A 24751-nucleotide genomic window follows, 5' to 3' on the forward strand; every position below is an offset into this window, starting at 1 on the left:
ACTTATACTAAAGATGTTAAAGTTTAATCCACCACTAGAACCGCAAGATTTTGATGAAAAAGTGCGACAACCTGGTAATAATTGGTTAGCAAAAAATACAGATCATAAAAAAAGACCTATAGATTATTGGTCAAAATTCAAAAGTGATTTAGCTGATGGTTTTAATAATCTTTGTGGTTATAGTGTCATGTATGAACCTGTAGGAACTTTAGAGCATTTTTTATCTTGTGAAAATCATCGTCACTTAGCTTATGAATGGAGTAATTACCGTTTTGCTTCTGGTTGGATTAATAGTAGTAAAGGTACTCTTGATCACCAAGTTCTTGATCCCTTTGAAGTGGAAGATGAGTGGTTTGAAATTTTGTTACCTTCTCTTCAGTTAGTTGTTACTGATAAAGTACCACCTGAGAAACTAGAAAAAGCAGAATTTACTTTAAAAAGATTACGTTTGCAAAATGGCTCACAAGTGATGCGCCAGCGTCAAGTATGGTATAATTTATATTGTGCTGGTAGTATTGACTTAGAAGGGTTAGAAAAAATGGCTCCTCTAATTGCTCGTGCAGTTAAAAAACAACAAGCAAATTCTGACAAAGAATAATTAATTAGGGTTTGCTGAATAAACCTAAAACCTTGATATATCAAAGGTTAGAGGCTGATAAACACAGAAATTAGTGCAAGGGTTTTGAAGGGTATACCGGAAAAAGTGTGCATTTTTTGGGATTTCAAGAGATGGCAAAGAAATTTTCAAATCTTCTCCTGACTCCTGACTCCTGACTCCTGACTCCTATGCCCTCACGGAAAGACTTTCTCAGCAACCCCTAATTATATATTTGAGAAAATCAAGTAAAAATCACTCCAGGAGTAAGAGTAATGATACAAAACATACCAAAACATGATATTTTATATGAAACCGATTTTCTTGCTTGGTGTGAAAAAACAGTTACTCAACTCAAAGCAAAAGATGTAGAAAATTTTGATTTTGAACATTTAATAGAGGAGATTGAAAGTCTGGGAAAAAGCGAAAGACGGGAATTAAGAAATAGATTATTAGTTTTGATAGCGCATATTCTCAAACGGATGTATGTTAACAGTTCTGAAAACTTCAATGGATGGGAAGTAACTATTGTAGAACAACGAAAACAAATCAAAGTTTTATTGAAAGAATCTCTTAGCTTACAACCTTATCTAGCACAAATATTTACAGAAGTTTATGCTGATGCTTTAGATATTGTTTCCGTTGATTATAAACAAACAGATTTTCCTGATACATGGCCATTTGATTTTGGTACAGATTTACTTTTATCTGCAAAATATTGGGAGCATAATCTGTAACTTGCATTCTAAACATTTAACCAAAACTTTCCACCATATAAATATCATTCCCCCCATCACCAACCACTATAAAACTACTATCATCATTTGTTAAATTCAAACTTCCATAAATACCACTTCTGAGAACTTTAATCAACATTTGTGGTGAAAAAGATTCTAATTCCACAAAATTACCCGCATCTAACCAAGTTAACTCTTCCGCAGTTAAACTCTGACGAATTTCTAACGGTAATTCTTTGGATTTTTTAGCTAAATACTCTGCATTTTGAATAAACATACCTCGCTTATTAGCAAGAATTTGACGCGGTAATAAACCCACATCAATAATAGTCACCTCACTATTTAAAAACCAATTTTCACTGGTGCGGAGATGATAGACCAAACTCACACCTTTAGGACTACAATCATGGAATGCAAAAACTTGTAAATTGGGGTTACGTCGTAGCATGTCCATTGTTGTATTAAAAATGCTTTGGGGATAACCATTAACACTAAGAATTGCACAGTTATTTTCAAAATGGAAATTATTAGCAATTAATAATTGTGCAATGTTAGCACTATCACAAACAACCAATCTATCAAAACTATAAGCAGTCACATCGGGGTTAATAGATGCAGGTGAAATTTGATTTTGTGGTTCAGGTAAAATTCTATCAATCATACCATTAACTGTTTGCCAATTTTCCAACCAACCATCTAAATTGGATTGAGTAACTAAAAATTCCTGTGGTAAATTTCCCACTCTTCCTAACTGTCTAGTTCCTAAAAATATTGACAACATTCCTAAAATGACCAACATACAAAAAATAGGAAACGAGTTTACGGTTAAACTTACCAATATTCCCAATACTAGAATTAATATTCCCACAATGCGTAAAGTTTTAGCACTTGCTTTGCGACTTGCAGTAGTTAATTTACTTGATTTGGTGTTATTAAATAAGTAGAAAATAGTCGCTGCTTGATAAACTAAATTAGCAACCAGAAAAGAATTAGGTAAAAAAGCACTTGTTATTCCTCCGACAAAGAGAGTAACCCAAATATTGAAAAAGAAATATAAAAACACAAAACTACGGGTTTGAAATGCTTTGTTTCGGATGCGATTATCTAAAAAATATAAAAGCTGCTTAGCTGTAAAATATAAAGTATGATTAGCAGAAATATCTGCCAATATTTTAGCAAACATGGGATCTGTAATTTTCAAATTCCCCATTGTTGTGGGTTCAAAAACAAAAGGATGATGACATTGTTTACATCTTCCGTTGTTTGCTGTTCTATCTTTTAAATTGTTATCAGTTCCGCAGTTAATACATTTCATAAGTTTTTTGGTAATGGGTAATTGGTAATGGGTAATTGGTAATGGGTAATTGGTAGGATATTTAAACTATTTGATTATTCAGTAAAACACTGTAATCTTCTCGTTTTCTAATTAACCGATGAGTACCATTTTCTAATAACACCTCCGCAGGTTTAGGACGATGTAAAAAATGAGAAGACATAGCATAACCATAAGCACCCACATCTAAAATAGCGATTATATCACCAATTTCTAAAGCGGGAAGTTGGCAGTTTTTAGCTAAATAATCCCGTGAATAAGTCGTATTTCCACAAACATCCGTGATATAATTTGTGATATACTTTTCATAAGTTTGATTTTTCCAACTTACAATTTCTCGATAACCTCCATGTACCGCAGGAACAGAAATATTAGCTACTGTAGAATCTACACCTAAAATTTGTTTATTACCTTGCCATTTTACAGATACAACTTGAGCTAACAAAGTTCCAGAACCAGCTATAGCAGCGCGTCCTGGTTCAATAATCAAATTAATATTTTTCCCTAAATTGCCAATTCTTTGACTTAACTCATCTCCAAAAAATTCCCAATTAAAAGCAATTTTATCATGATGATAGGGATAACCAAAACCACCACCAAAATCTAAATATTGCCAATCTGGTAAATTTTTTGCTATGGATATTACCTCATCAATAACATTAGTAAAAGCAGAAGTCGCATTAGTTCCCGTACCCCGATAAAAATGCAATCCTGTAATTTTTAAACCAGCATCTCTAGCAATAGCAACAGCCTGATCAAAATCTGCTATACTAACACCAATGCGACTATCTTCAGAAACATTCAACCTTAATCCAATCTTTAAATCTTCCTTCTCTTTGTGTCTTTGCGTCTTTGCGTGAGATAATAAAACCTCACACAACAAACGCAACTGAGAAATACTATCTAAATTTAAAGTATTTACACCCCAATTTAAAACCTGTTCCATTTCCTCCCGACTTAAATTACTACCGCTATAGACAATTTCTGAAGGTGTAAAACTAGCATTTAAACCCAAATAAATATCACCTGGTGTATTAGCATGAAGTCCCCAACCAGCATTTTTAAATATCTTCAATAACGCAATATTCCCGTTAGTGACACTAGCAAAATAAAACCGAGTTTGAGGATAATGGAAAGAGTTAGTAATATGGGAAATAGTTTGATTTAAAATATCACCATCATAAACATATAAAGGAGAACCGTAAATATTTAATAATTCCTCAGCAAGTTCTTGAGAAAATGGAGTTAATAATTTTGCAGTTTCTTGTAATGTTTCCATAAACCACGAGGTAATAAAAACGGATGCTTCCAAGACTTTGATCCTAGTTTTACACCAAAAACGTGAAAATACCAAAGTTCCCACATAATAAGTAACCAAAGTATCTCACCTATGCGTCGTCCTTGAATATGTCCTCCCAGTTCTCCGGTAATAATTTTTGTTGCTATATCAGGGTAAAAAATATTTTCCGCTTCTAGTATACCCGGATTTAACCAATTACCAAGATCATGCCAAAAATTATTTACACACCAAGAGGTTAGGGGAACACCCATACCCCGCTTTTGTCTCCAGACTATTTCCGATGGTAGCAAATTTTCTACAGCGCGTTTCAAGATATACTTTTCACAAGCACCTTGTAAACAGAGTTCACCAGATAGCTGAAAAGTCCATTTTGCTAAATTTAAATCACAAAAAGGCGATCGCACATTTAAACCATGCACAAAACTTAACGCAGTTGCACGGGGATGAATATTTTGCGCTCCCTTTAACATCAAACTAGCACGACGCAGACGATGTAACAACGAAGGACAAAAACGACTATCTAACCCATCCAACAGCCATTCCTGAGCATTTAAACCTTGAATCTGAGCATAAATATCCGGTTGATACACCCTAGATTCATAACCCCAGAGACGGTGAAAAGTTCGCAAATATTGTGAAATAAAATCTTCATTTTTATGGGGATGTTCACCTTGATAAATACCCGCAGCAATTAAAGGTTTATTAGTCCAACCGGCAAATAATTGATCACCACCCTCACCATTAAAAATCACTTTAGTTTCTTGAGAAGCAACTTTATTTAAAAGATATAAAGGAACAGTAACACCATCACCAAAAGGTAAATCCAAAGCTTTAACAGTAGGAACAATTGCATTTTTAATATTTTTCGGACTTGCATCAACCTTAATAATAGGAATATTCAAAAACTCTGCCACCTGTTTCCCATAACAATACTCAGAAACTCCAAATTCACCAAAATCTAAACTATAAGCGCGAACCTTCACCCCCAATTGTACCAACAAAGCAGCAACAATAGAAGAATCCAAACCCCCAGAAAGAAAAACCCCCACAGGTTCATCTTTTACATCAGCAACTTGCCTTTCTACCGCATTTTTTAATAAACTTTGTAATTGAGAAACTGCGGTATTTTCATCTGTAATTTGTTCCTGAGATTCATACCATTGATAATTGTAATTATTTATTACCTGATAATTACCAACGTTATCAATATTAAAAATCACCTCAGTTCCCGCACCGACAGAAAACACCCCACTAACAGAAGTTACAGGAGTAGGAACATAAGAAAAACAAGAATAACCATATAAACCAGAAATACAAACTTCCGGTTTATCCATTATTTCCAAAAGCAAATCTAACCGAGAAGCAAACCAAACAGTATTATTTTGACAACTCCAAAATAAAGGAACTTTACCAAAAACCTCCCTACCCAAAATCAAACTATCATCTTCCACCCTCACCCAAACATCAGCATCAGAAAAACCCGAAGCAGAAACAGCAGCAATAGTATTTCCTTCTATCTCCGGTACAGACTCACAACCCACATAAACCACATTCCAAACAAACCTTTCTCCCTCCCCTCCTCTCTCTGCGTCTCTGCGTCTCTGCGTGAGTTTTTCTTCCTTCTTCTCACCCCAATAACCGATAAAATGATAGGATAACATAACTATTGCACAACAAAAATTTCTTCACTAATTTTTCTCCCATCCAGCAACATTTCCACCTGCCAATTACCCACAGGTGCAGTAGAATTAATCGTATACTTACAATGAGTATTCCAAATGGAAGTAGTTATATCTTTAGTATCATAAGCATTTTGTTTCACAATTTTTCCACTAGGATCAATCCAATTACAACTAAGAGATAACCTTTTACCTATCGGTGCATCTTTCAAAGTTACACGATAAAAAACTTCACCATTAGCTTGACGAGAAACAGTTTTTATATCAACTTCATCAGCCAAAGTAATTCTATCTTGTTGAGCAGAAACATTAGCTAATAAGGAAGCTTGTTGTTGATTAAAAAATACTAAACTTCCAACAGTAATAATAATTGCCCCAACCACCCCAAAAGCTATCAACTTATTACGACGTTGTTGCACCTCTAAAGCTTGACGACGACGCAACTGAATCAAAGCTTCATCTAACAACTCTGGAGGTAAATTTAACTCTTGTAAAATTTGCTGAATTTGCTGTTGGTCAAATTCAGCTTCTTGACGTAATTGTAAACCTTGAACTTCAGCAATAATTTGATTTAACTGTTCCTGCGTTATTCGCTGGTTCATATTGCAATCGACTTACTTTTTTACTGGTGGATAAAAGATAATAGGATTTAAGTGTGATTTATGTCAGCAGTCAGGAGTCGTAGGAGCGAAGCATTCGGAAAATAACCTGTGATCAAAATTGATAAGCTGTTACACAGCTAAATTGTATAATCCTAATGTTCTGAACTCTTGTTTAACAGGCAAGATGCCTGTTCCACTTATCCAAATTAAATGCACAACAGCTTAATTTATCGCCTGAATGCTTCGCCCTTAACAGAGCTATTTTTTTATTTTTTTCATTTTCAGCAAGCATTATCTTTGTTTTTCCAACTTTCTGCCTTCTGCCCCTAAAACCAAGGGTCCAGTTTTCACCTAACACCATAACTAGCTAACATAGAAACCGCCAACTCGTTATCATATCAAAGTAAAAACCAGACCCAGTAGAAAGTTTAGGTAATCAATAGGTAATTAGAGAATTACCGATTTTAGCGTCTACCACGATAAGGAACTTCATTCAAGTAATCAATATCAAAAGAAGAGATTCTTTGAGCATAGTTACCCTTACCAGACAGAGAAGCGGCCATATCTGCAAACTTGCCAGGATCGCCTTCTCTGAGACGTTTTGTTTTCGCCTTTGCAGTGTAGAAGTTTTCCAACACAAAGCGCCAGTCGGTTCTGACTGTACCTGCTGTTTCTTGGAAGTCCACACCGTAACGAGGAGTAACCAAGTTATAGGGACGACCTTCCATGCGTTTACGTTGGTAAGGTACGGTGTTATCACCAAAGTTTTGGTTATATTCTTCGCTGTCTACCAAAGCATCAACAAAGCCATCAAAACCCTTAGTACCAATAACAATTGACCAAGCAATTTCTTCTTCTTTGTTGTAAGCAGAACGACCCAAAATCCGCTTGAGGGTGATATCTACTAAACGGTAGTTGTTGTTAACAGAAACAACTAAACGATAGAAAGCTTCGGATTTAGCTAAACCACGAATGAAGTCTTTAACAGACAAAGAACCATTTTTCAGTTGAGATTCTAAAGTAATTTGGCGGTTAAACTTCAAAATTTCATGTTCGCTGAAAACTTGGCGATAGGAAGCCCAAATGATGCTTTGAATGTCAGTGTAAGAACTAACATCTTCTAAACGGTAGATATAAGGAGTATCTTCGTTTTTATCAGCAACACCGAAACTGCTAACGCGGTGGTTTTGGGTAGATGGTTTGTATTGAAGTAATGGCAGTGCCATGCTGCGTCTTTCCTCTTGTTGATAAATTCGTTTCGTTTAAAAACAGAATTGGGTTTGTTTCAAAACAGAATTAGGTTTGATCACTAAAATTCCCAATTCGCACTTTAACTATTTTCTCTCATTAGGTTACATACCTAATTAAGAGATTTAACGAACTGGGAAACTAGCACTAGGACTGATAGACACAGGAACACCTGCGGGTACTGTTTCCCTAGTAGTATCGGGAATTGCAATGTTAGCTGTGCTAACTGGTGTATAAGTAACAATCCTGATATTAACAGCAGCAGCCATTTTCATGAAGTCACTGATACTACCGGGTTTGTAGCGTTCAGCTTCTAGCTTATCCCGCCAATAGTCAGCATAGCGGGGTGTGACTAAATTAAAGGGTCTATCTTTATAACGTCGGCGTTGGTAAGGAACAATATTTTCCCCAAAGCAGCTTTGATACTCTTGAGAATCTATCAAAGCATCCACAAAACCATCCCAGCCATCGGTAGCAATTTTGATAGACCAAGCGATTTCTTCATCTTTGTTATAAGGCGCACGACCTAACAACCGCTTGAGTCCAATTTCTACTAAGCGATAATTAGAATTGGTTTTAATTACCAAATCCTGGAAAGCGTCAGATTTAGCTAAACCCCGGATGAAATCACGGACAGTAATAGCTTTATTTTTTACCTGAGATTCTAAATTACTTTGGCGGTAGAATTTGAGGATGACGTGTTCGCTAAAAAGTTGGCGATAAGCAGCCCAAATCAATTCTTCAACTTCACCACCAAAAGCATAATCTTCAATGCGGTAAACTCTGGGAGTATCTTCGTTGGGTACTTCGTAACCAGCAACCCGTTGGTTTTGTGAACTGGGTTTATATTCTAGTAAAGGTATTGCCATATTTTATGTTGTTTGTAAGTGGTAATGGGTAATTGGTAATGGGTAATTGGTAATTGGTAATGGGTAATTGGTAAACTTTTTCCTGTCCACCAGTCACCAGTCACCTATGCCCTAATTTTTCGCGATCGCCGGGATATAGCTGTAAGGTAGAGAAACTGCTACTGGTTTAATGGTTACTTCTTCTGTGGTGACATCCCGTGAAGTGTCGGGAATTTCCAAAGTTTTCACTTGAGAAGTCACAGCAGCAATTGTTCTTTGGTAGTTGCGTTCAGGAGTGATGATGTTTCCAGCCATTGCCAAGAAGTTAGCTGGAATAGCTTTGCGGATATCTTCAGTGGTGAGAGTTCCCGAAGTGCGGATGCTGTAGAAGGAACGATAACCAAAAGAACGCATACTTTGGGTATCGCGCCAATTGGCATTGTAACGGGGGTTAACTAAGTTAAAAGGACGTGAACCAAAGCGACGACGTTGATAAGGTACGATATCATCACCAAAGTTGTTGAGGTACTCGTCAGAGTCTAACAACGCATCAATAAAGCCATGTACGCCTTTGGTAGCAATAACAATAGACCAAGCAATTTCTTCATCTTTGTTGTAAGCTGCCCGTCCCACAAACCGCTTGAGGATAATATCAACTAAGCGATAGTTAGAGTTAACCTCTGCTACTTGGCTGCGGAAAACATCTGATTTACCCAAACCCCGGATAAAATCACGAACAGTAATAGCCCGGTTTCGCAGTTGAGATTCTAAAAATTTTTGACGATAACTGCTTAAAATCAGATGTTCGCTAAAAATCTGCCGATATCCTGCCCAAATAATTGCATCAACATCTTGATCTGATGTGGCGTAGTTCAGTTTATAAACGGTTGGGGTGTCTTCGTTGGGAACTTCGTAACCTTCGACACGCTGATTTTGTGAAGAAGGAGAATATTCTAAAAGTGGTATTGACATCTTGACTTTTACCTTGTTTTATGGTGATGCTGAAATTTAAAATCCCAAACTGGTAGAAGCTAATTGGCTAGAGTGTCGATTCAGTAATGCTAGGTAATATGTTTTTACCTTGTAGGGGCGAAGCATTCGGACAAAATATGAACTGGTTTCAGCGATAGGTTATCACCCAAATGCTTCGCCCTGACGATTAATGAATCGGTGTTCTAGAAGCCAATTGAATGCGAGCGCAAACAGCTTTTTCACTATCATGAGCCAGCATTTCTTGGAATCGAGTTAAGATGATTTCTCGAACCTCTGCTATTTTTGCCAAAGACTGTAAACCAACAATGGCAGCATAACGAATTGACCAGTCTGTATCTTGACAAATTAACAGCAATGTTTCTAAAGCGCGATTGATAGCTGTTTGACGTTCAGCAATGCCTAATTGAGACCAGTTTAAATTTCCTAATCCTTTAGCAGCAGCACGGCGCACACTAGGCGCGAAGTCTGTAGCAGCAGCGGTGATTAACACATCTAAAGCACGGGGATCAGCGATCGCAGATAAGGTGCGGATCGAATAAGCCCGTGCGCCATAGTTATAATCATCAATTTGTTCTAGCAATTGGGGTACTGCTATTTCTCCCAATTCTGTGAGTCCTGCTACTGCCACCACCGCTGCTGCTGGGTTATTGTAACCAAAAACAGCGATTAAGGTAGAAATGGCCTCTGGATCTTTAGCTGCTGCTAGGTTCTTCACTGCTGTCACCATTTGCGCTGATGTTTCCGCTTGGTTGACAGCATTAATTAGTTCATTCATGTCTCAGTGGTCAGTAGTTGGAAGGTGACAGTAAGAAGGCAAGAGGCAAGAGGCAAAAGTTTATTCTTCCCAATCACCAATCACCAATTACCAATCACCAATCACCAACTTATAAAAGTGAATCCATCAGGTGCATGACTCGGACTGCCTGATCAGAAACGCAATCTAATCCATCCGCAAGTTGATGTTCTAACAATCCTTTAAGCGCCATGAGTTTAAAACTATTTTCTGCCTGAGCTTGGGCGATCGCATCAGCAGCAGCCATATACCCAATCGCTCCCAAATCCCCCAAAATAGAGCGCCGCAATTTCAGATCACTGCTTTGCATCATTGTCACCAAAAATTCCCCATACTGAGAATCTTGGGTGAGTTGATACATAGCCCTAGCTGCGGAGCATTGCACCCTTGTGACTGGATGCTCTAAAAAAGGCTGAATTAGGGAAATAGCCTCAGTTGCACCAATAGCTCCCAAGGCTTCTAATACTGCCTGATATGGTTGGGTAAGATGGGGGCGGCCTGGTACTTGCACGGCCTTGGCAACACCCCCATCTAGCATTTTGATCAGTGCTGCTAATGCTGCTTTAGCGTTCAGCATTGCTAAAGATTGGGCTGCTGCTTCCCGCACATAAAAATCTGAGCATTCCAAACACTGAATCAAGCCCGGTATAGCTTTAGGACTGCCCAATTTTCCTAATGCTCGGGCTGCATTTCTTCGGAGTGGATAACCTCCTAGTTCTGTTTTGTCAGCTTCATCCTCTAACGCTGTCATCAGTGCGTCTACGGCTTCTGGCTGACTGACTCGAAATTTACCCAACCACCAAGCGGCATAATAGCGGAGACTTAAATCTGATGATTGCAGGTTGGCGATCGCTTGCTCTGGTGTCAACTGCGCCCCATTTTCGGCAGAATATTCTGACGTACTGGGTTCTATCATGACCAGGGCTTTATGATTCTGCTACAGTCAAAGGTTCAATTTTGACAATTCTGCCACCTAAGCGGCTGATCCGCTGCATTTCTTCAGTCATCCGGCTGTAGGGTACGGTCATAAATACGCTACCGCTACGACGAATGCTGAAATTATTTTTGTCGGTTTCTTGGTTTTGCTTTAAGCCCACAACTTCATAACGAAATACACGGCTTGCAGATGAAGAAACGCTACTAGCACCAAGTGTAGTTTGACCGAACATTACTTCTAAATCTCCTCTTGATGGGGTATACCAACAAACAGCACTCTACCTTATGTGGATATAACGCTGACAATTTTGCCACCGGATCGGTGAATTTGCTGCATTTTGTCTAAAAGGCGCTCATAAGGTACAATGAAAGTTGTGCTGCTGCGGCGCACGCTGGGGAATCCTGGATTGCGTATGCCCGCTACTTCAATTCGGTAAACGCGATCCGATTGCCCTACAGCATTACCTAAGTTTTGTTTGGGAGCGTTATCCGCAGTGGGACGGAATGCCCAATTATTATTGCTACCGGATGGACCGACAACGGAGGAAGCTTTGTTACTTGCTAATTCCCTCGCCAAACGTGATTTGCTACCTTCTACCTGAGCAGTATCACTATTGGCATATCCACGGTACAAACGGAACATCCGGGTAAAACCAGCAGATGTTTGTCCTGGTTGAAAATCAAACCCGCGATAATATGGAACAACATTGTCGCCAAAGTTGTTTTGATACTCCATCGAATCTATATAAGAGTCGATTTCTGCATCGTAACCCTCGTTAATATATAAGTCTAAGTGGTATGTCACCTCAGACTCATCCAGAGGAGCGCGACCCAACAAATGTTTATAGTTGAGTTCAATCAACCGAGTTTGGAAACTGTTATAGAAGAATTTGGATTTGTAGAGTTCTGACTTAGCTATACTCCGCACAAACTCACGCACGCTCAAATTGCCATCACGCAAAAGTGACTCTGCACTCTTCAAGCGATCTGAAGCCAGAATATAGTCGTTTCCTAAAACTTGGCGATAAACGGCTTTGATCACCATTTCCACTTCTTCGCGGCTGGCTTTGGGGCGTAGTTCAACTCGACGTGAATCACTAAAAGGCTCAGTTCCCAGCCTAGACGCTGCTGCTGTAATTGCCATTGTTTTTCCCCTTTGATTAGCAATTTTGATTAGCAATACTGCTCTTTCTAACCAATTGCTGGTTGCATCAAGTTGGTTATTTGTTAGCTATAGCCACAGATAAGGTAATCAGGACATTAATTAACTGGTGATACAAACTTTAGTGATCAGAAAACTATTATCGCTGTCACCTGTCACCTGTCACCTGTCACCTGTCACCTGTCACCTAACATACATAAAACTATGCCCGGAGCGAGATCCAACTGCTAGGTGATTCAGTCTAGTCGAGTGAAAAGAGATTCCCCACGAAAACTGATTTAACCCCAAAGGGATAAACTTCATCCAGCACTTGTACCCTTCTCCGGGCAAGAAGCTATCTAGCTGAGAGCGTTGATAGCGTAGTCAATGTAGGTGTTAGCTTCGTTAGCAGCTTGGCCGCTCAAACCGTGGTTGCCTTTGATATATTTCAAAGCTTCAACATACCAGCTAGGAGACAAATCAAATGCGCTGTTGATTTCAGCCAAACCAGCAATTAGGAACTCATCCAAAGGACCTGTGCCACCAGCAACCAAGCTGTAGGTGATGATGCGGAGGTAGTGACCAACGTCACGAGCGCACTTAGACTTACCACGAGCATCAGCAGCAAATTGAGCGCCTGGTGTAGAGGTGGTGTAGGGAAATTTGCTGTATACGGCGTTAGTAGCACCATCAATCAGCTTTTGAGCGTTAGCTGTCAAACCACGAGCAGCTTCCATGCTGGCAGCAGCACGTACAAAACGACCGTTAACAGCTTGTAATTCTGTGTTGCTCAGGAAACGTCCTTGGGTATCAGCAGATGCGATAGCTTCGGTAATTGGGGTTTTCATGGTCTAATTTCTCCTTGATTGGTTTCGTATCTTGTTGGAATAGCTAGATTTTTAGCTGTGGACTACTTGTACTTGTTTGTACTTGTTGATTAAACAACGTTGATTAAACAACAGCAGCAGCAGCACGATCAAAGTAGCTTGCCAATTCAGAAACTAAAGAACTGCAATCACCTTTGGTGATACCGTTGGGATCGTTAACGATATTGATAGCAGCTTCTTTCATTTTTTGAACACCAACAGCTACGGAAGCACCAGGAGTACCCAAAGCTTGGTAAGTTTCACGTAAGCCATTTAAGCAACGGTCATCGAGAACACTAGCGTCACCAGCCAATGCAGCGTAGGTAACATAGCGTAAGATGATTTCCATGTCGCGCAGACAAGCAGCCATGCGACGGTTGGTGTAAGCGTTACCGCCAGGAGCGATCAATTGGGGCTGTTCTTCAAATAAAGCACGAGCAGCGTTGGTAACGATATCTTTAGCGTTGCTGGTGATGCGGTTAACAACGTCCAAACGCTTGCTACCAGCAGCTACAACTGCTGTCAAAGCATCTAGTTGTTCGGTGCTTAAGAATTCGCCTCTAGCGTCAGCTTGAGTAACAACCTTGGAAAATACATCTAATGTCATGGACTCTAATCTCCTAATTACTTAGTTGAGAGTTGTGTTGATTGAAACAGGTGCTGTTTTATCAATCAGGAATGGATGCTCAAAAACAATGAGTTAATCAAAGCTAAGTTGTTGTCTACTTCTTTTCTCATTTTCTCGTCTATCTTCCTGAAGGCAGAAATATGAGAATCAGAGGTAATTTTATGAGAAACCAGCCAACGAGATTGGATTGGTTGCCTCGTTTAACTTTGCTCTGTTTTTGAACCCCTCCAGATTAGTTTATACACTGCTATAGAGACTTTATTTGTTACAATTTATGAATAAATAAGATCAGGTAATAAGAAAAGCCTCAAGTCCTTTACATATAAGGGGTGTATACCCGAAAAGTTACTAATTTTCGTTACAAAACTTCATTAAGTTTGTAGATAAGAAGAAATTTTATACATTTTATATTAATTTAATGATTCTGAAACCATATACCAATACTCAACTACAGGTATTTTGGGATCATATCTAGACCCAGTAGTTTATATTAAAGAATGTAAAATTTACATTTCTAAATATTGTTGAGAACCTGTTAAATTAACCTCCCAGGGGGGATTTCAGGGAGGTGGGGACTGGGGACTGGTGACTGGGGACTGGGGACTGGGGAATGGGGACTAGGGACTGGGGACTGGGGACTGGGTAATGGGGACTGGGTAATATTATTCCCAATCACTAAATCACCAATCACCAATCACCTACGACGGAGGACTTCTAATAGCTTTGTAAAGGTTTGGGGCAGAGGTGCGGTTACTTCCACCCAATCTCCAGAAATGGGATGCTGTAACTTGAGTCGCCAAGCGTGTAATGCTTGACCGGGCAAATTTACCCCCACAGAACGACCAGAACCATAAACAGGGTCGCCGACTATAGGATGACCGATTTTGGCACTGTGGACGCGAATTTGATGAGTACGCCCTGTTTCTAACTGGAAATGGATCAAGGTGTAGTTCCCCAGCCTTTCTTTCACTTGCCAATGGGTTATGGCTGACCTACCCCCCTCTTCTATGGGGACTATGGCCATTTTTTTGCGGTCTTGGGGATGACGACCAATGGGTAAATCTACAGTCCCGCTTTCGGTTTTTGGCGCACCGTAAACCACCCCTAAATATTCTCGGCGTGCTGTTTTGGCTTGTAGTTGTGCTTGTAGGTGTTGATAGGCGATATCAGTTTTAGCAATAGCAATCGCTCCAGTTGTATCTTTATCTAATCTGTGAACAATACCAGGACGTTGCACACCACCAATTCCCGGTAAATTAGGACAATGTGCCAACAAAGCATTTACTAATGTACCATCTGCGTGACCAGGTGCTGGATGAACTACCAAACCTGCGGGTTTATTGAGAATGAGTAATTGCTCATCTTCGTAGAGAATATCTAAAGGGATATCTTCTGCTACCAGTTCCAACGGTTGAACTGCGGGAATTTCTAAACAAATGCGATCGCCAAGTTTGAGATTTATTTTTTTAGATGTACAAACTTGATCATTGACTTGAACATGACCCTGTTCAATTAACTGTTGTACACGGGAACGAGATAAATCAGGTATTGCAGATGACAGATAACGATCCAGACGTTCAGTTTTCTCTTGGACTAAAAGATTAATAGCGGTCACAGTTGGTTAATTTTAAACAGCTAAGTATATGAAAATTCTACTGATATCAGGGAATGGTGATTGGTGATTAGTGATTGGGAATAATATTACCCATTACCCATTACCCAGTCCCCAGTCCCCAGTCCCCAATACCCTAAATCATCCTGATAGTGAATTATGAAAGAGGAAAAGAATAAATTAAGCACTGTATGAGTAGAAATAGTCCGGGATATAGTATAGCTAATTTACAGTATATTTGCTTTGTAGTCATTAGCTTTACTAGCTTAAAAGGACTATTGATTTTAAGCACAAACATCTTGTTTGATCAGCAAAATCAGGTGAAACATAGTATTTTTCAAGAATGGACAATTGACAATGACCTCTCCCTGAAAGTCAGAGGATTGAAAAAGCGGATTTTTTTTGGTTTTTTCCCCTTCAAAGGGGAGGTTTTAAACCTTGAATGAAACAATTATCAATTGTCAATTGTCAATTATCAATTGATAAACTGCTATTTTCATTACTAATTTTTGTATTAACTTGAATTTTTTATATTAGGTTTAAAATAGTTTTTTATTTCCCTGTTAAATCTATAGTAACGTGAAATTAGTAGGTAATTACTGAGCATCTACACATATACCACATAATCATTCAAGGCTGGAATACAACAAATTAGAAGTAATGGAGAAGGTGTAACTTTTCTGAACTTAATGCTTCTAAATCTTTGCTATTCTCATGTCTTACACCTTTATCTTATTGGGGAAATTAAAGTCTATAACATCCAATGATGTCGTAGATTGAGCATTGCCAACCAGCCCTTATTGAAAAAGTGCAGGATGTGGATCTTGCCCATATGACTGCTGATAGGGGAATGCTTAGATAAATTCTGCTTTTTGCCCAGGTGAGGGGTGAGTGGGGTGTGGGGTGTTGGGTATTGTGTGTTTAGAGAAAAGACTTGCTATACTCACTCCCATGTAAACCGTTATCTTTATCTGGCATTAAGTTCAAAAAGACCGGTGTGAATCCTCTACAGGTGATTCACAAATTGTGATGTCAAATTTTTATTTGTATTCAAATCCATGCTAATGAAAACGCTTCCTATTAGTAGATACAGATTTTTCCAAAAACTACAACCTCTATCCCTGTTGAAGAAAATCACCAGTAAGTCGGTTACTGGTTGTTTAGAGGTATTTAGCACTTCCGGGGCTTGGTCAATATATGTACAAGAGGGGAAATTAATTTATGCTTGTTACTCAGAGAAGATGTTTGAGCCACTGTATCGCAACTTGCAGAGGTTGACCCAGAAAAATTCTACTCTTCCCAGAGGTATTAATGAGCAGTTACAAAGCATCTTTGAAAGAGGTGTGGAAAATCAGGCTATTCCCAATCCAGATTATTTAGCTATTTGCTGGTTGGTGAATGAGCAATATATTAGCTCTATGCAAGCGGCAATGCTCATTGAACAATTAGCTCTAGAATTTCTAGATTCATTTCTGCAAATCGAAGAGGGAAGTTATGAGTTTATCCATGAAACCTTTTTGGATGATTTACCCAAGTTTTGTCATTTGAATCTGCGCTTATTAGTGGAAAAGTGCCAGGCGGGGATAAAAGTTTCTCCTGAACAATTTTGGCAGTATAGTCAGCAATCTTCAGCAGGTGTCAGAGTTGCTACGGAGCAGTTTTGGCCAGACAATGAACCAAAGACACGCCCTAAAATTGAAGTACAATTGCCCCCAATTGGCAATAAACCACCAACTCCCAGCAAATATCAAAGATTTTATTCCCAACCCAAGGACAAAAAACATTACACAATTTTCTGTGTGGATGATAGTCCTTTGGTGTTAAATACTATTAAAAGTTTTTTAGATGAGCAAATATTTTCTGTATTTGGTGTTACAGATTCAGTAAAAGCTTTGATGGAAATTTTCCATACCAAACCAGATATGATTTTTCTGGATGTGACGATGCCGAATTTAGATGGCTATGAAATTTGCTCTTTATTGCGGAAACAGCCATATTTTAAAAATACACCTGTAATTATGGTGACAGAAAAAGCCAGCTTGATAGATAAAGCTAAAGCAAAACTCGTTAGAGCTTCAGCTTGCTTGACTAAGCCTTTAAATCAAAGTGATTTACTGAAAACGGTTTTTCAGCACATGATTTAAAGCAGATAATTGAAAGTAGATGATTGAAAGTAGAAAATATAAGTTTTTCTCGATCTAGATTACACTGGACGACAATTAGATAAAATACTGTGCATCTTGACTACTGCTCCAATGACTGCGATCGCTGGCGCACTAAATCCCGTCTCTTCAACTTGTTGCACAATTGTCCCTAACTCACCAATTAATTCTTCTTGTTCTGGCCGGGTTCCCCACCTCACCAAACCTATTGGAGTCTCTAGACTCAACCCAGATGAACTCAACTGTTCCACAATATAAGGTAGATTGTGGATACCCATATAAATAACTATTGTTTCTGAACCTTGGGCGATCGCTTGCCATTTTATAGTCGGTCGATACTTACCCGCCGCTTCGTGACCCGTTACAAATGTCACTGATGAACTATACAGACGGTGGGTTAAGGGAATACCAGCATAAGCCGCCGCTGCAATGCCGGCTGTGATCCCCGGCACAACTTCTACAGAAATTCCCGATTCTAGTAACTCTGCCATTTCTTCCCCACCACGCCCAAAAATAAAAGGATCGCCACCTTTTAACCGCACCACAATTTCATGATCTTGGGCTTTTTCAATGAGTAGTTGGGTAGTTTCTTCCTGTAAGAGCGAATGTCTCCCCATGCGCTTACCAGCGTTGATTTTTTCAGCTTGGGGATTGATCATTGCCAAAACCGGCGGACTTACCAAAGCATCATAAATAACTACATCCGCACATTCCAATAAACTTTTACCCTTGAGAGTCATGAGTCCAGGATCACCAGGACCAGCACCGATTAAATAAACCTTACCCAAAAACTTTTTCCCCTTCTGTTGCTAAATCCCAGATTATATCAGCTAGTTCTGCGCTGACTCCTAAAGGTGGTGCTAATTGCAACTTTACCCCAGGAAATTTTAATTTTAGCTTTTCTAAAGATTCGGCGATCGCATCAGTTATTCCCCCGGCGAATAAAAAATATGGCAAAATTGCAATCTGCTGATTACCAGCAGCTACTAATTCTTTTATCTTTGTTTCTAAACTGGGAGATACAGACCAATAAGCCGTTACTGCTCCCAAACTCCTAGCTATATCTTCTACTGGTTGTTGAGAACCAGAACGACGACTACCATGAGCTAAGAGAATTGATACTTCTGCTTTTATAGTAGCCATTGTTGAAGTCAGCAGTTTTGCTAAATTTCCATGACTTCCTACATAAGCTTTAATCTCAATCTGGATCTTTTCACCCAGTGCTGTTTGTGCAAGTTCCACTTCTGCGGGAATATCTGACATGACATGAACTCCCGGTAGCAGAAATAAAGGTATAATTTTTAGGCATTTGCAACCAAAAGCTAAAGCCTTTGGCGCGAAATCTTGAATTTGCTGGTTTAATGGTTGAGTATTTAGCTCTAGGGTAGCTATCCCTACTAAATGTTCACTATCTGGTAATTTCAGACTGAGCAGCTTTGCTAGTTGCTGCATAGCAATATTTGGACGCGGATCACGACTACCGTGAGATACTAAAAGATAAGCAGATGACATAGGCTGACGATGTGATTAACTAAAAATTTAGGTTAAGGAGTATTTATTATGAAAGAATTTATGCACTCTTTAGAAGAATTAGTGGACAAACTAACACTAGGTGCTATTTTAGAGATGTTAGAACGAATCTGCCACAAAAAAGCAGAAAATCTCAGAACTCACTGGAATGATGAAGAAAACGCCAAGTTATGGGAAAAAGCAGCTAAACAAATCGAAAATATCAATGTCGATATTTGAAAAAGTCATTAGTCATAGGGAGATGGGGAGGAAGGGGAAGTAGGGGAAGTAAGGGAGGTTAATAACCCAGTCACCAGTCACCAATCACCAGTCAGCAATCACCAGTCACCAATCCCCTATTTCTTTTCTGCTTTATAAGTATAAAAGTTGTCAAATGCGCCTACTGTTTCAAATTTGTAACCAGGTATTAAATTATCAATTTTTAAATCAGTAGTATAAAGACTAAAAATAATATAGTTCTGTCTTTTTGTGGTGGCAGAAATAATATCTCTAATTTTCGGTTGAGCGGAATCAACCAGCTGGTTGCAATTAAATTGTATCAGATTTTGCAAAAAATTCGGTGTTTTTTGACAAAAATCTGTTTTTAAGTAAGTTTTCAAACGTTGTACTGCATACTCTTCATATTTAGGCTGTTGTGGATTTGTGGTAGCCATCGTCACTCCCAAGACTGCTATTCCTGCTGCGCCTACAGATGCAATTAAAGTCAATACTTTCATATATACCAGGTTGTGATCTAATGACTACAGTTTAAAGACTACAAAAAAATTAGTCAATTTCAGTCAAAAAAAATCTTGATCATTTTTTAAAGTCGTGCTATGCTCAGAGAGTAAATGGCGAGCGTAGCCAAGTGGTTAAGGCAGTGGATTGTGGTTCCACCACTCGCGGGTTCGAGTCCCGTCGTTCGCCCTGGTAATAAATTATTATTTTCCGTGGGTTCAAGCAACGCGAGGAAAGAAAACAAAAAGGAAAGTAAATTAATATTGGCTCTGTTTTTACTCAGTGCTGACTAATACAATAGACCTCTCCAAAATAGAATGTATTAATTTGTCATAAGTTGTAGGGGCGAAGCTTATGGGTGATAATTTAACGGAAAAATCAGACATCTAGATATCCCATAAGCTTCGACCCGCCCCCATAAATAGGTTCCATAATTTCTTTTCTGGAGATACAGCATAAGTATCGTTAATTAGTAGGGGACTGGTGACTGGGGACTGGTGACTGGGGACTGGTGACTGGGGACTGGTGACTGGGGACTGGTGACTGGGGGGAATAAGATACTACTTCTTCCCTCCTGCCTCCTAAATTGACAACTCCCACCAAGTTTTTTGACCAACAATACCATCTACTAATAAATTACGTTGACTTTGAAAAGCTTTAATAGCTGCTTCAGTAAGAGGACCAAATATACCATCAACTCGAATACCATAGCCATTAGATACCAATAAACGCTGCATAATTCTTACAGACATACCAGAACTACCAAAACGTAAAGTTGGCATGGGTTGTCTGTTATGTGCTGGGTATCGTGCTAATAGCTGCTCTTTTGTAGGGATATCCTGAGCATCAGCTAACTCAAAAGATATTGAGGACAGGTGCTTTTGTCGAATTTGTTTTAATATATGATCCCGCTGATGTGCCAGTGCTGAAATTTGAGGTTTGTCCCTTCCGTCTACTGTCATAAATTCAGGTGGTGTGATTTGAGAAATAGAAGTTAATTGAGATAACTGACTATTTTTTGAATTATGCACGCCATTTTCCGTTGTCAATGGTCGCTGCTCCGGCAAATGGGGCAAATTTGGTTGTGTGGTGCTTAATACGCCCGTCATTAGCAGGCCAATTTCAGTCATTTTAGTTCATCTGATATTTTGTACCTATAAGGATAAACCAGGAGTAGACAAACAAATAGTGTGAAACTGTAACTCTCGTCCAACAAATTATTTTATGTAAGCTAAAGTAATAAAGGAGACAAATAATTACAGTGTAAAAACTTATTTATTGGGAAATTTGATTAATGATAGTAAACGATGATTCTATCGAAGAAAAGAGGTTTTTAGGTTAATTTACTTTTCTTTACATACTTTGGTTGTTTCCTGTCTTTCTACTTATCAATTGTCAATTGTCAATTATCAGTTGATAACAGTAATATCTAGGGGTTGCTGAGAAAGTCTTTCCGTGAGGGCATAGGAGTCAGGAGTCAGGAGTCAGGAGTCAGGAGGAGATTTGAAAATTTCTTTGCCATCTCTTGAAATCCCCAAAAATGCACACTTTTTCCGGTATACCCTTCAAAACCCTTGCACTAATTTCTGTGTTTATCAGCCTCTAACCTTTGATATATCAAGGTTTTAGGTTTATTCAGCAAACCCTATCTAACTGCAAATTGTCAATTTTTGTGTAGTATATATTACTATGTTGTATTTACACAATTAAGCTATTGCTGAGTCATATTTATAACGTTTTATCACTTTATCACTTTACCAGTCCAGGAATTATTAGTTAATTTTAGCAAAAAAAATATTGACAAAAAGTTTATTTTACCCATAGTACAGCAACATAATTGCAACAATTGGGTGTAAAACCGGGCTGAGTCCCGCAAAGCTAACACCTTTTCAGGCAAAAATTTTTTGAAGCGGTTATCATCACCGTTACCAAAATACCTCTTCCAGTCCCCATTTCCCAATAAGATACATTCTGGTGTTAGGATAACCGTGACGACAAAAATGCAAATAAATGTAAACAATATATATTAAGTTCTTAAAAACTGAATTTAGTTAATCACCTTATTTCCAGTAGGTAGCTTCATGTCCATCAGTACCATCGCTCCTGAGCAGGTTAATCGCATTGTTGGGAATCAGCATCATGATCCGTTTGAGGTACTAGGTTCACATCTTATAGAACAGGAAGGTAAAAAAGTCTGGGCTGTGCGAGCTTACCTTCCAAATGCCAGCGCAGTTTATGTAGTAGTTCCAGAAGGACGCAAAGAATATCCCATGACAACGGTGCATCATCCCCATTTTTTTGAATGCACCATAGAAACACCAGAACTTAACAACTACCAATTACGAATCAAAGAAGGAGAGCATGAGCGAGTCATTTATGATCCTTATGCCTTCCGTTCTCCCCATTTAACAGATTTTGATTTGCATTTATTTGCAGAAGGAAATCATCACCGCATTTACGAAAAATTGGGAGCGCATCTTACAGAAGTTGATGGTGTCAAAGGTGTTTATTTCGCCGTTTGGGCCCCCAATGCTCGCAACGTTTCTGTTTTGGGAGACTTCAACCACTGGGATGGACGCAAACACCAAATGCGGAAAGGACACACAGGGGTTTGGGAATTATTTATTCCTGAACTGGGTGTGGGAGAACATTACAAATATGAAATCAAAAATTTTGACGGACACATTTACGAAAAATCTGATCCCTACGGTTTCCAACAAGAACCACGTCCCAAAACAGCATCTATTGTCAGTGACTTAAATGCTTACAGATGGACTGATGAAAATTGGATGGAAACCAGGAGACATACTGATCCCCTCACCCAACCAATTTCCGTTTATGAAGTGCATTTAGGGTCTTGGTTACACGCTGCTAGTGGCGAACCAGCAAAATTGCCCAACGGCGAAACAGAACCAGTAGTTATTGCTTCAGAACTCAATCCTGGGGCGCGTTTCCTTACCTATCGGGAACTAGCAGCCAAACTCATCCCCTATGTCAAAGACCTGGGATATACGCATATAGAATTGTTACCCATTGCCGAGCATCCCTTTGATGGTTCTTGGGGTTATCAAGTCACAGGTTACTTTGCTCCCACTTCCCGGTTTGGCAGTCCTGAAGATTTCATGTATTTTGTAGACCAATGTCACTTAAATGGTATTGGTGTACTGGTAGATTGGGTTCCTGGACATTTCCCTAAAGATGGTCATGGTTTAGCTTTCTTTGATGGTACTCATCTTTATGAACACGCTGATCCCCGCAAAGGTGAACATAAGGAATGGGGAACTTTAGTATTTAATTACTCCCGCAACGAAGTTAGAAATTTCTTAGTTGCTAACGCCCTGTTCTGGTTTGATAAATACCATATTGATGGCATTCGTGTTGATGCGGTTGCTTCGATGCTTTACAACGATTATTGCCGTAAAGATGGCGAATGGCTACCTAACCAGTACGGTGGTAGGGAAAATTTAGAAGCGGCTGATTTTCTGCGTCAAGTAAATCACAACATCTTTAGTTATTTTCCCGGAGTCCTTTCCATTGCCGAAGAATCTACTTCTTGGCCTATGGTGTCTTGGCCTACCTATACAGGTGGTTTAGGGTTCAACCTGAAATGGAACATGGGTTGGATGCACGATATGTTGGATTATTTCAGCATGGACCCTTGGTTTAGGCAGTTTCATCAAAACAATGTCACCTTTAGTATGTGGTACAACCACAGTGAAAACTTCATGTTGGCATTGTCACACGATGAAGTTGTACATGGTAAGAGCAATATCATCGGTAAAATGCCCGGTGATAGATGGCAGAAGTTAGCTAATGTGCGGACTTTATTTGCTTATATGTTTGCTCACCCTGGAAAGAAAACCATGTTTATGAGTATGGAGTTTGGCCAGTGGAGTGAGTGGAATGTCTGGGCAGATTTGGAATGGCAGTTATTACAACATGAACCCCATCAACAGTTAAAAGCATTTTTTAAGGAGATAAATCATCTTTACCGTTCTGAACCTGCTTTATATACTCAGGATTTTGCGCGGGAAGGGTTTGATTGGATTGATTGTAGCGATAACCGTCACAGTGTAGTTTCTTTTGTCCGTCGTGCTAAAGATTCTGATGAGTTTGTAGTTGTGGTTTGTAATTTTACACCTCAACCCCATTCTCACTATCGCATCGGTGTACCAGAGAAAGGATTTTATACTGAGTTGTTCAATAGCGATGCGCGTAAATATGGCGGTAGCAATATGGGCAACTTAGGAGGAAAATGGACTGATGATTGGTCTTTACATAATCGTCCTTATTCCTTAGATTTGTGTTTACCACCTTTGGGAGTTTTGATTCTCAAACTGGATCAAGAAAAGACTGCGGAAGCACTGAGTTAAGGTTTAAACTGGGATGTTGCGGGGAGTAGTTTACACTTCCTGCTTCACAATCCCGTAACCAAAGTTTAACACCTTGAGCGATCGCCCCCTGACTACTATCTCTTGGTGGTGCTAAGGGTGGTTTTACTGGATATTCACCAGTTTGAGTAAACATCATCACCACCTGCCAACCCAAAGTAGTTTTCGTCAAAAACAACCTGTGGAACTGCTGTAACTCCACCGCCTTTTTATCTATATACTGTCGTTCCAGAGTTGTAAAAAAAACCTGCTCAACCCCTTGGGAAGCATAATTATTAGTATTATTAGCAGTATTATTAGCAGTATCAATACCAGGGTTTAAAGGTAAAGGTTGAAACTTCGGCTTACCTGCCACCAAAATATAAGGATAGATATCAACACTGCGACTCAGACGACGGGATCTTTGAATAACACGGTTAGCATAGCTAGGTAAATCTAACATCAACTGAGTAGTTAAACCTTCTAAACCTTGCTGAGAACAAGAACTACTCATTTTGGAATCAACAGGTTTAGGAGAGAGTTTTTTGGCGAAAACAGGAGATGTAAAGACAAAAGACAGAAAAAGCCACAAAGGAAAAAGAAATACTAAATCCTTAAAAACAAACCAGCCATTTTTTCTTCCTTCATCTTGAAAATTCAT

28 protein-coding genes and 1 tRNA gene are annotated in these 24751 nt (G+C 39.1%); 6 read left to right on the forward strand and 23 right to left on the reverse strand.

Features of this window, described 5'->3' with window-relative positions:
• Nucleotides 1-13 precede the first annotated feature (13 nt).
• Both H6F47_RS13105 and H6F47_RS13110 read left to right on the forward strand, forming a co-directional pair.
• Entirely contained in the window at nucleotides 14-598 is a 585-nt protein-coding gene (locus H6F47_RS13105; RefSeq protein ID WP_137668377.1) for a hypothetical protein, read from the forward strand.
• Between the two features lie 272 nt (nucleotides 599-870).
• Nucleotides 871-1332 carry a DUF29 domain-containing protein gene (locus H6F47_RS13110; protein ID WP_137666395.1) on the forward strand — a complete coding sequence of 154 codons (462 nt, stop codon included), beginning with the start codon at nucleotides 871-873 and terminating at the stop codon, nucleotides 1330-1332.
• Nucleotides 1333-1348: 16 nt separating this feature from the next.
• Here the strand turns inward: H6F47_RS13110 and H6F47_RS13115 are convergent, their stop codons facing one another.
• The 17 genes from H6F47_RS13115 to H6F47_RS13185 all read right to left on the reverse strand — a co-directional run bounded on the left by H6F47_RS13115 (nucleotide 1349) and on the right by H6F47_RS13185 (nucleotide 15314).
• Nucleotides 1349-2647, reverse strand: coding sequence for a hypothetical protein (locus H6F47_RS13115; protein ID WP_190649523.1), 1299 nt, complete (start codon nucleotides 2645-2647; stop codon nucleotides 1349-1351).
• A gap of 61 nt (nucleotides 2648-2708) precedes the next feature.
• Nucleotides 2709-3944, reverse strand: a complete 1236-nt coding sequence (locus H6F47_RS13120; protein WP_190649525.1) for a decarboxylase — start codon at nucleotides 3942-3944, stop codon at nucleotides 2709-2711.
• A complete protein-coding gene (locus H6F47_RS13125) occupies nucleotides 3911-5626 on the reverse strand; it encodes an asparagine synthetase B family protein (protein ID WP_190649527.1) in 1716 nt (571 codons plus the stop codon). The genes H6F47_RS13120 and H6F47_RS13125 overlap by 34 nt, the downstream gene beginning before the upstream one ends.
• 2 nt (nucleotides 5627-5628) lie before the next feature.
• Complete coding sequence (locus H6F47_RS13130) at nucleotides 5629-6246, reverse strand: DUF3859 domain-containing protein (protein ID WP_190346427.1); 618 nt, start codon at nucleotides 6244-6246, stop codon at nucleotides 5629-5631.
• Between the two features lie 172 nt (nucleotides 6247-6418).
• Nucleotides 6419-6607, reverse strand: coding sequence for a hypothetical protein (locus tag H6F47_RS13135; protein WP_190649529.1), 189 nt, complete (start codon nucleotides 6605-6607; stop codon nucleotides 6419-6421).
• 103 nt (nucleotides 6608-6710) lie between these two features.
• Complete coding sequence (locus H6F47_RS13140; protein WP_096565065.1) at nucleotides 6711-7472, reverse strand: phycobilisome rod-core linker polypeptide; 762 nt, start codon at nucleotides 7470-7472, stop codon at nucleotides 6711-6713.
• A gap of 147 nt (nucleotides 7473-7619) precedes the next feature.
• A complete protein-coding gene (locus tag H6F47_RS13145) occupies nucleotides 7620-8363 on the reverse strand; it encodes a phycobilisome rod-core linker polypeptide (RefSeq protein WP_137666390.1) in 744 nt (247 codons plus the stop codon).
• The gene (locus tag H6F47_RS28520; protein ID WP_272110720.1) at nucleotides 8345-8467 is read right to left on the reverse strand and encodes a hypothetical protein; all 123 of its coding nucleotides are present in this window, start codon (nucleotides 8465-8467) and stop codon (nucleotides 8345-8347) included. The genes H6F47_RS13145 and H6F47_RS28520 overlap by 19 nt, the downstream gene beginning before the upstream one ends.
• 7 nt (nucleotides 8468-8474) lie before the next feature.
• Nucleotides 8475-9314, reverse strand: coding sequence for a phycobilisome rod-core linker polypeptide (locus H6F47_RS13150; RefSeq protein ID WP_096565061.1), 840 nt, complete (start codon nucleotides 9312-9314; stop codon nucleotides 8475-8477).
• Between the two features lie 187 nt (nucleotides 9315-9501).
• Entirely contained in the window at nucleotides 9502-10110 is a 609-nt protein-coding gene (locus H6F47_RS13155; protein ID WP_190649531.1) for a HEAT repeat domain-containing protein, read from the reverse strand.
• A gap of 109 nt (nucleotides 10111-10219) precedes the next feature.
• Nucleotides 10220-11044 carry a HEAT repeat domain-containing protein gene (locus H6F47_RS13160; protein ID WP_137666389.1) on the reverse strand — a complete coding sequence of 275 codons (825 nt, stop codon included), beginning with the start codon at nucleotides 11042-11044 and terminating at the stop codon, nucleotides 10220-10222.
• Between the two features lie 10 nt (nucleotides 11045-11054).
• Nucleotides 11055-11297 (reverse strand): phycobilisome linker polypeptide, encoded by a 243-nt coding sequence (locus H6F47_RS13165; RefSeq protein WP_096565055.1) that lies wholly within the window; start codon nucleotides 11295-11297, stop codon nucleotides 11055-11057.
• A gap of 50 nt (nucleotides 11298-11347) precedes the next feature.
• Nucleotides 11348-12208: a phycobilisome linker polypeptide gene (locus tag H6F47_RS13170; RefSeq protein WP_190346428.1), complete on the reverse strand. Its 861-nt coding sequence runs from the start codon at nucleotides 12206-12208 to the stop codon at nucleotides 11348-11350.
• A 356-nt stretch (nucleotides 12209-12564) separates the two neighbouring features.
• Complete coding sequence (gene cpcA / locus H6F47_RS13175) at nucleotides 12565-13053, reverse strand: phycocyanin subunit alpha (protein ID WP_096565051.1); 489 nt, start codon at nucleotides 13051-13053, stop codon at nucleotides 12565-12567.
• 103 nt (nucleotides 13054-13156) lie between these two features.
• Complete coding sequence (locus tag H6F47_RS13180; protein WP_096565049.1) at nucleotides 13157-13678, reverse strand: phycocyanin subunit beta; 522 nt, start codon at nucleotides 13676-13678, stop codon at nucleotides 13157-13159.
• A gap of 561 nt (nucleotides 13679-14239) precedes the next feature.
• Nucleotides 14240-14371 carry a hypothetical protein gene (locus H6F47_RS28525; protein WP_277877150.1) on the reverse strand — a complete coding sequence of 44 codons (132 nt, stop codon included), beginning with the start codon at nucleotides 14369-14371 and terminating at the stop codon, nucleotides 14240-14242.
• Between the two features lie 22 nt (nucleotides 14372-14393).
• Complete coding sequence (locus H6F47_RS13185) at nucleotides 14394-15314, reverse strand: RluA family pseudouridine synthase (protein ID WP_187041670.1); 921 nt, start codon at nucleotides 15312-15314, stop codon at nucleotides 14394-14396.
• Between the two features lie 1061 nt (nucleotides 15315-16375).
• Here H6F47_RS13185 and H6F47_RS13190 point away from each other — a divergent pair.
• Entirely contained in the window at nucleotides 16376-17455 is a 1080-nt protein-coding gene (locus H6F47_RS13190; RefSeq protein ID WP_096565045.1) for a response regulator, read from the forward strand.
• A 59-nt stretch (nucleotides 17456-17514) separates the two neighbouring features.
• Here the strand turns inward: H6F47_RS13190 and cobA are convergent, their stop codons facing one another.
• Nucleotides 17515-18261 carry a uroporphyrinogen-III C-methyltransferase gene (gene cobA, locus H6F47_RS13195; RefSeq protein WP_096565043.1) on the reverse strand — a complete coding sequence of 249 codons (747 nt, stop codon included), beginning with the start codon at nucleotides 18259-18261 and terminating at the stop codon, nucleotides 17515-17517.
• The gene (locus H6F47_RS13200; protein WP_190346431.1) at nucleotides 18254-18985 is read right to left on the reverse strand and encodes a sirohydrochlorin chelatase; all 732 of its coding nucleotides are present in this window, start codon (nucleotides 18983-18985) and stop codon (nucleotides 18254-18256) included. The genes cobA and H6F47_RS13200 overlap by 8 nt, the downstream gene beginning before the upstream one ends.
• Nucleotides 18986-19033: 48 nt before the next feature.
• On the opposite strand from H6F47_RS13200, the gene H6F47_RS13205 reads away from it, so the two are divergent.
• A complete protein-coding gene (locus tag H6F47_RS13205; RefSeq protein ID WP_096565039.1) occupies nucleotides 19034-19222 on the forward strand; it encodes a hypothetical protein in 189 nt (62 codons plus the stop codon).
• Between the two features lie 116 nt (nucleotides 19223-19338).
• Here the strand turns inward: H6F47_RS13205 and H6F47_RS13210 are convergent, their stop codons facing one another.
• Nucleotides 19339-19719: a DUF4359 domain-containing protein gene (locus tag H6F47_RS13210; RefSeq protein WP_137666386.1), complete on the reverse strand. Its 381-nt coding sequence runs from the start codon at nucleotides 19717-19719 to the stop codon at nucleotides 19339-19341.
• A 117-nt stretch (nucleotides 19720-19836) separates the two neighbouring features.
• Here H6F47_RS13210 and H6F47_RS13215 point away from each other — a divergent pair.
• Nucleotides 19837-19909 (forward strand) — tRNA-His (locus H6F47_RS13215).
• 276 nt (nucleotides 19910-20185) lie between these two features.
• Here the strand turns inward: H6F47_RS13215 and H6F47_RS28530 are convergent.
• On the reverse strand, nucleotides 20186-20320 hold the full coding sequence (locus tag H6F47_RS28530) for a hypothetical protein (RefSeq protein WP_277877151.1): 135 nt from the start codon (nucleotides 20318-20320) through the stop codon (nucleotides 20186-20188).
• Complete coding sequence (locus H6F47_RS13220; protein ID WP_096565035.1) at nucleotides 20302-20850, reverse strand: peptidoglycan-binding domain-containing protein; 549 nt, start codon at nucleotides 20848-20850, stop codon at nucleotides 20302-20304. The genes H6F47_RS28530 and H6F47_RS13220 overlap by 19 nt, the downstream gene beginning before the upstream one ends.
• A gap of 951 nt (nucleotides 20851-21801) precedes the next feature.
• Here H6F47_RS13220 and glgB point away from each other — a divergent pair.
• Nucleotides 21802-24093, forward strand: a complete 2292-nt coding sequence (glgB, locus tag H6F47_RS13225; protein WP_190649534.1) for a 1,4-alpha-glucan branching enzyme — start codon at nucleotides 21802-21804, stop codon at nucleotides 24091-24093.
• Here glgB and H6F47_RS13230 read toward each other — a convergent pair.
• Nucleotides 24053-24751 carry a hypothetical protein gene (locus H6F47_RS13230; RefSeq protein WP_242027393.1) on the reverse strand — a complete coding sequence of 233 codons (699 nt, stop codon included), beginning with the start codon at nucleotides 24749-24751 and terminating at the stop codon, nucleotides 24053-24055. The genes glgB and H6F47_RS13230 overlap by 41 nt on opposite strands.

Source organism: Sphaerospermopsis sp. FACHB-1094 (assembly GCF_014696195.1).
GTDB classification, from domain to species: Bacteria; Cyanobacteriota; Cyanobacteriia; order Cyanobacteriales; family Nostocaceae; genus Sphaerospermopsis; species Sphaerospermopsis kisseleviana.

Coding starts and splice junctions, on each gene's coding strand:
- H6F47_RS13105 (WP_137668377.1), top strand. CDS start 14: ATGTTAAAGTTTAATCCACCACTAGAACCGCAAGATTTTGATGAAAAA.
- H6F47_RS13110 (WP_137666395.1), top strand. CDS start 871: ATGATACAAAACATACCAAAACATGATATTTTATATGAAACCGATTTT.
- H6F47_RS13115 (WP_190649523.1), bottom strand. CDS start 2,647: ATGAAATGTATTAACTGCGGAACTGATAACAATTTAAAAGATAGAACA.
- H6F47_RS13120 (WP_190649525.1), bottom strand. CDS start 3,944: ATGGAAACATTACAAGAAACTGCAAAATTATTAACTCCATTTTCTCAA.
- H6F47_RS13125 (WP_190649527.1), bottom strand. CDS start 5,626: ATGTTATCCTATCATTTTATCGGTTATTGGGGTGAGAAGAAGGAAGAA.
- H6F47_RS13130 (WP_190346427.1), bottom strand. CDS start 6,246: ATGAACCAGCGAATAACGCAGGAACAGTTAAATCAAATTATTGCTGAA.
- H6F47_RS13135 (WP_190649529.1), bottom strand. CDS start 6,607: ATGGTGTTAGGTGAAAACTGGACCCTTGGTTTTAGGGGCAGAAGGCAG.
- H6F47_RS13140 (WP_096565065.1), bottom strand. CDS start 7,472: ATGGCACTGCCATTACTTCAATACAAACCATCTACCCAAAACCACCGC.
- H6F47_RS13145 (WP_137666390.1), bottom strand. CDS start 8,363: ATGGCAATACCTTTACTAGAATATAAACCCAGTTCACAAAACCAACGG.
- H6F47_RS13150 (WP_096565061.1), bottom strand. CDS start 9,314: ATGTCAATACCACTTTTAGAATATTCTCCTTCTTCACAAAATCAGCGT.
- H6F47_RS13155 (WP_190649531.1), bottom strand. CDS start 10,110: ATGAATGAACTAATTAATGCTGTCAACCAAGCGGAAACATCAGCGCAA.
- H6F47_RS13160 (WP_137666389.1), bottom strand. CDS start 11,044: ATGATAGAACCCAGTACGTCAGAATATTCTGCCGAAAATGGGGCGCAG.
- H6F47_RS13165 (WP_096565055.1), bottom strand. CDS start 11,297: ATGTTCGGTCAAACTACACTTGGTGCTAGTAGCGTTTCTTCATCTGCA.
- H6F47_RS13170 (WP_190346428.1), bottom strand. CDS start 12,208: ATGGCAATTACAGCAGCAGCGTCTAGGCTGGGAACTGAGCCTTTTAGT.
- cpcA (WP_096565051.1), bottom strand. CDS start 13,053: ATGAAAACCCCAATTACCGAAGCTATCGCATCTGCTGATACCCAAGGA.
- H6F47_RS13180 (WP_096565049.1), bottom strand. CDS start 13,678: ATGACATTAGATGTATTTTCCAAGGTTGTTACTCAAGCTGACGCTAGA.
- H6F47_RS13190 (WP_096565045.1), top strand. CDS start 16,376: ATGAAAACGCTTCCTATTAGTAGATACAGATTTTTCCAAAAACTACAA.
- H6F47_RS13200 (WP_190346431.1), bottom strand. CDS start 18,985: ATGTCATCTGCTTATCTTTTAGTATCTCACGGTAGTCGTGATCCGCGT.
- H6F47_RS13205 (WP_096565039.1), top strand. CDS start 19,034: ATGAAAGAATTTATGCACTCTTTAGAAGAATTAGTGGACAAACTAACA.
- H6F47_RS13210 (WP_137666386.1), bottom strand. CDS start 19,719: ATGAAAGTATTGACTTTAATTGCATCTGTAGGCGCAGCAGGAATAGCA.
- H6F47_RS13220 (WP_096565035.1), bottom strand. CDS start 20,850: ATGACTGAAATTGGCCTGCTAATGACGGGCGTATTAAGCACCACACAA.
- glgB (WP_190649534.1), top strand. CDS start 21,802: ATGTCCATCAGTACCATCGCTCCTGAGCAGGTTAATCGCATTGTTGGG.
- H6F47_RS13230 (WP_242027393.1), bottom strand. CDS start 24,751: ATGAATTTTCAAGATGAAGGAAGAAAAAATGGCTGGTTTGTTTTTAAG.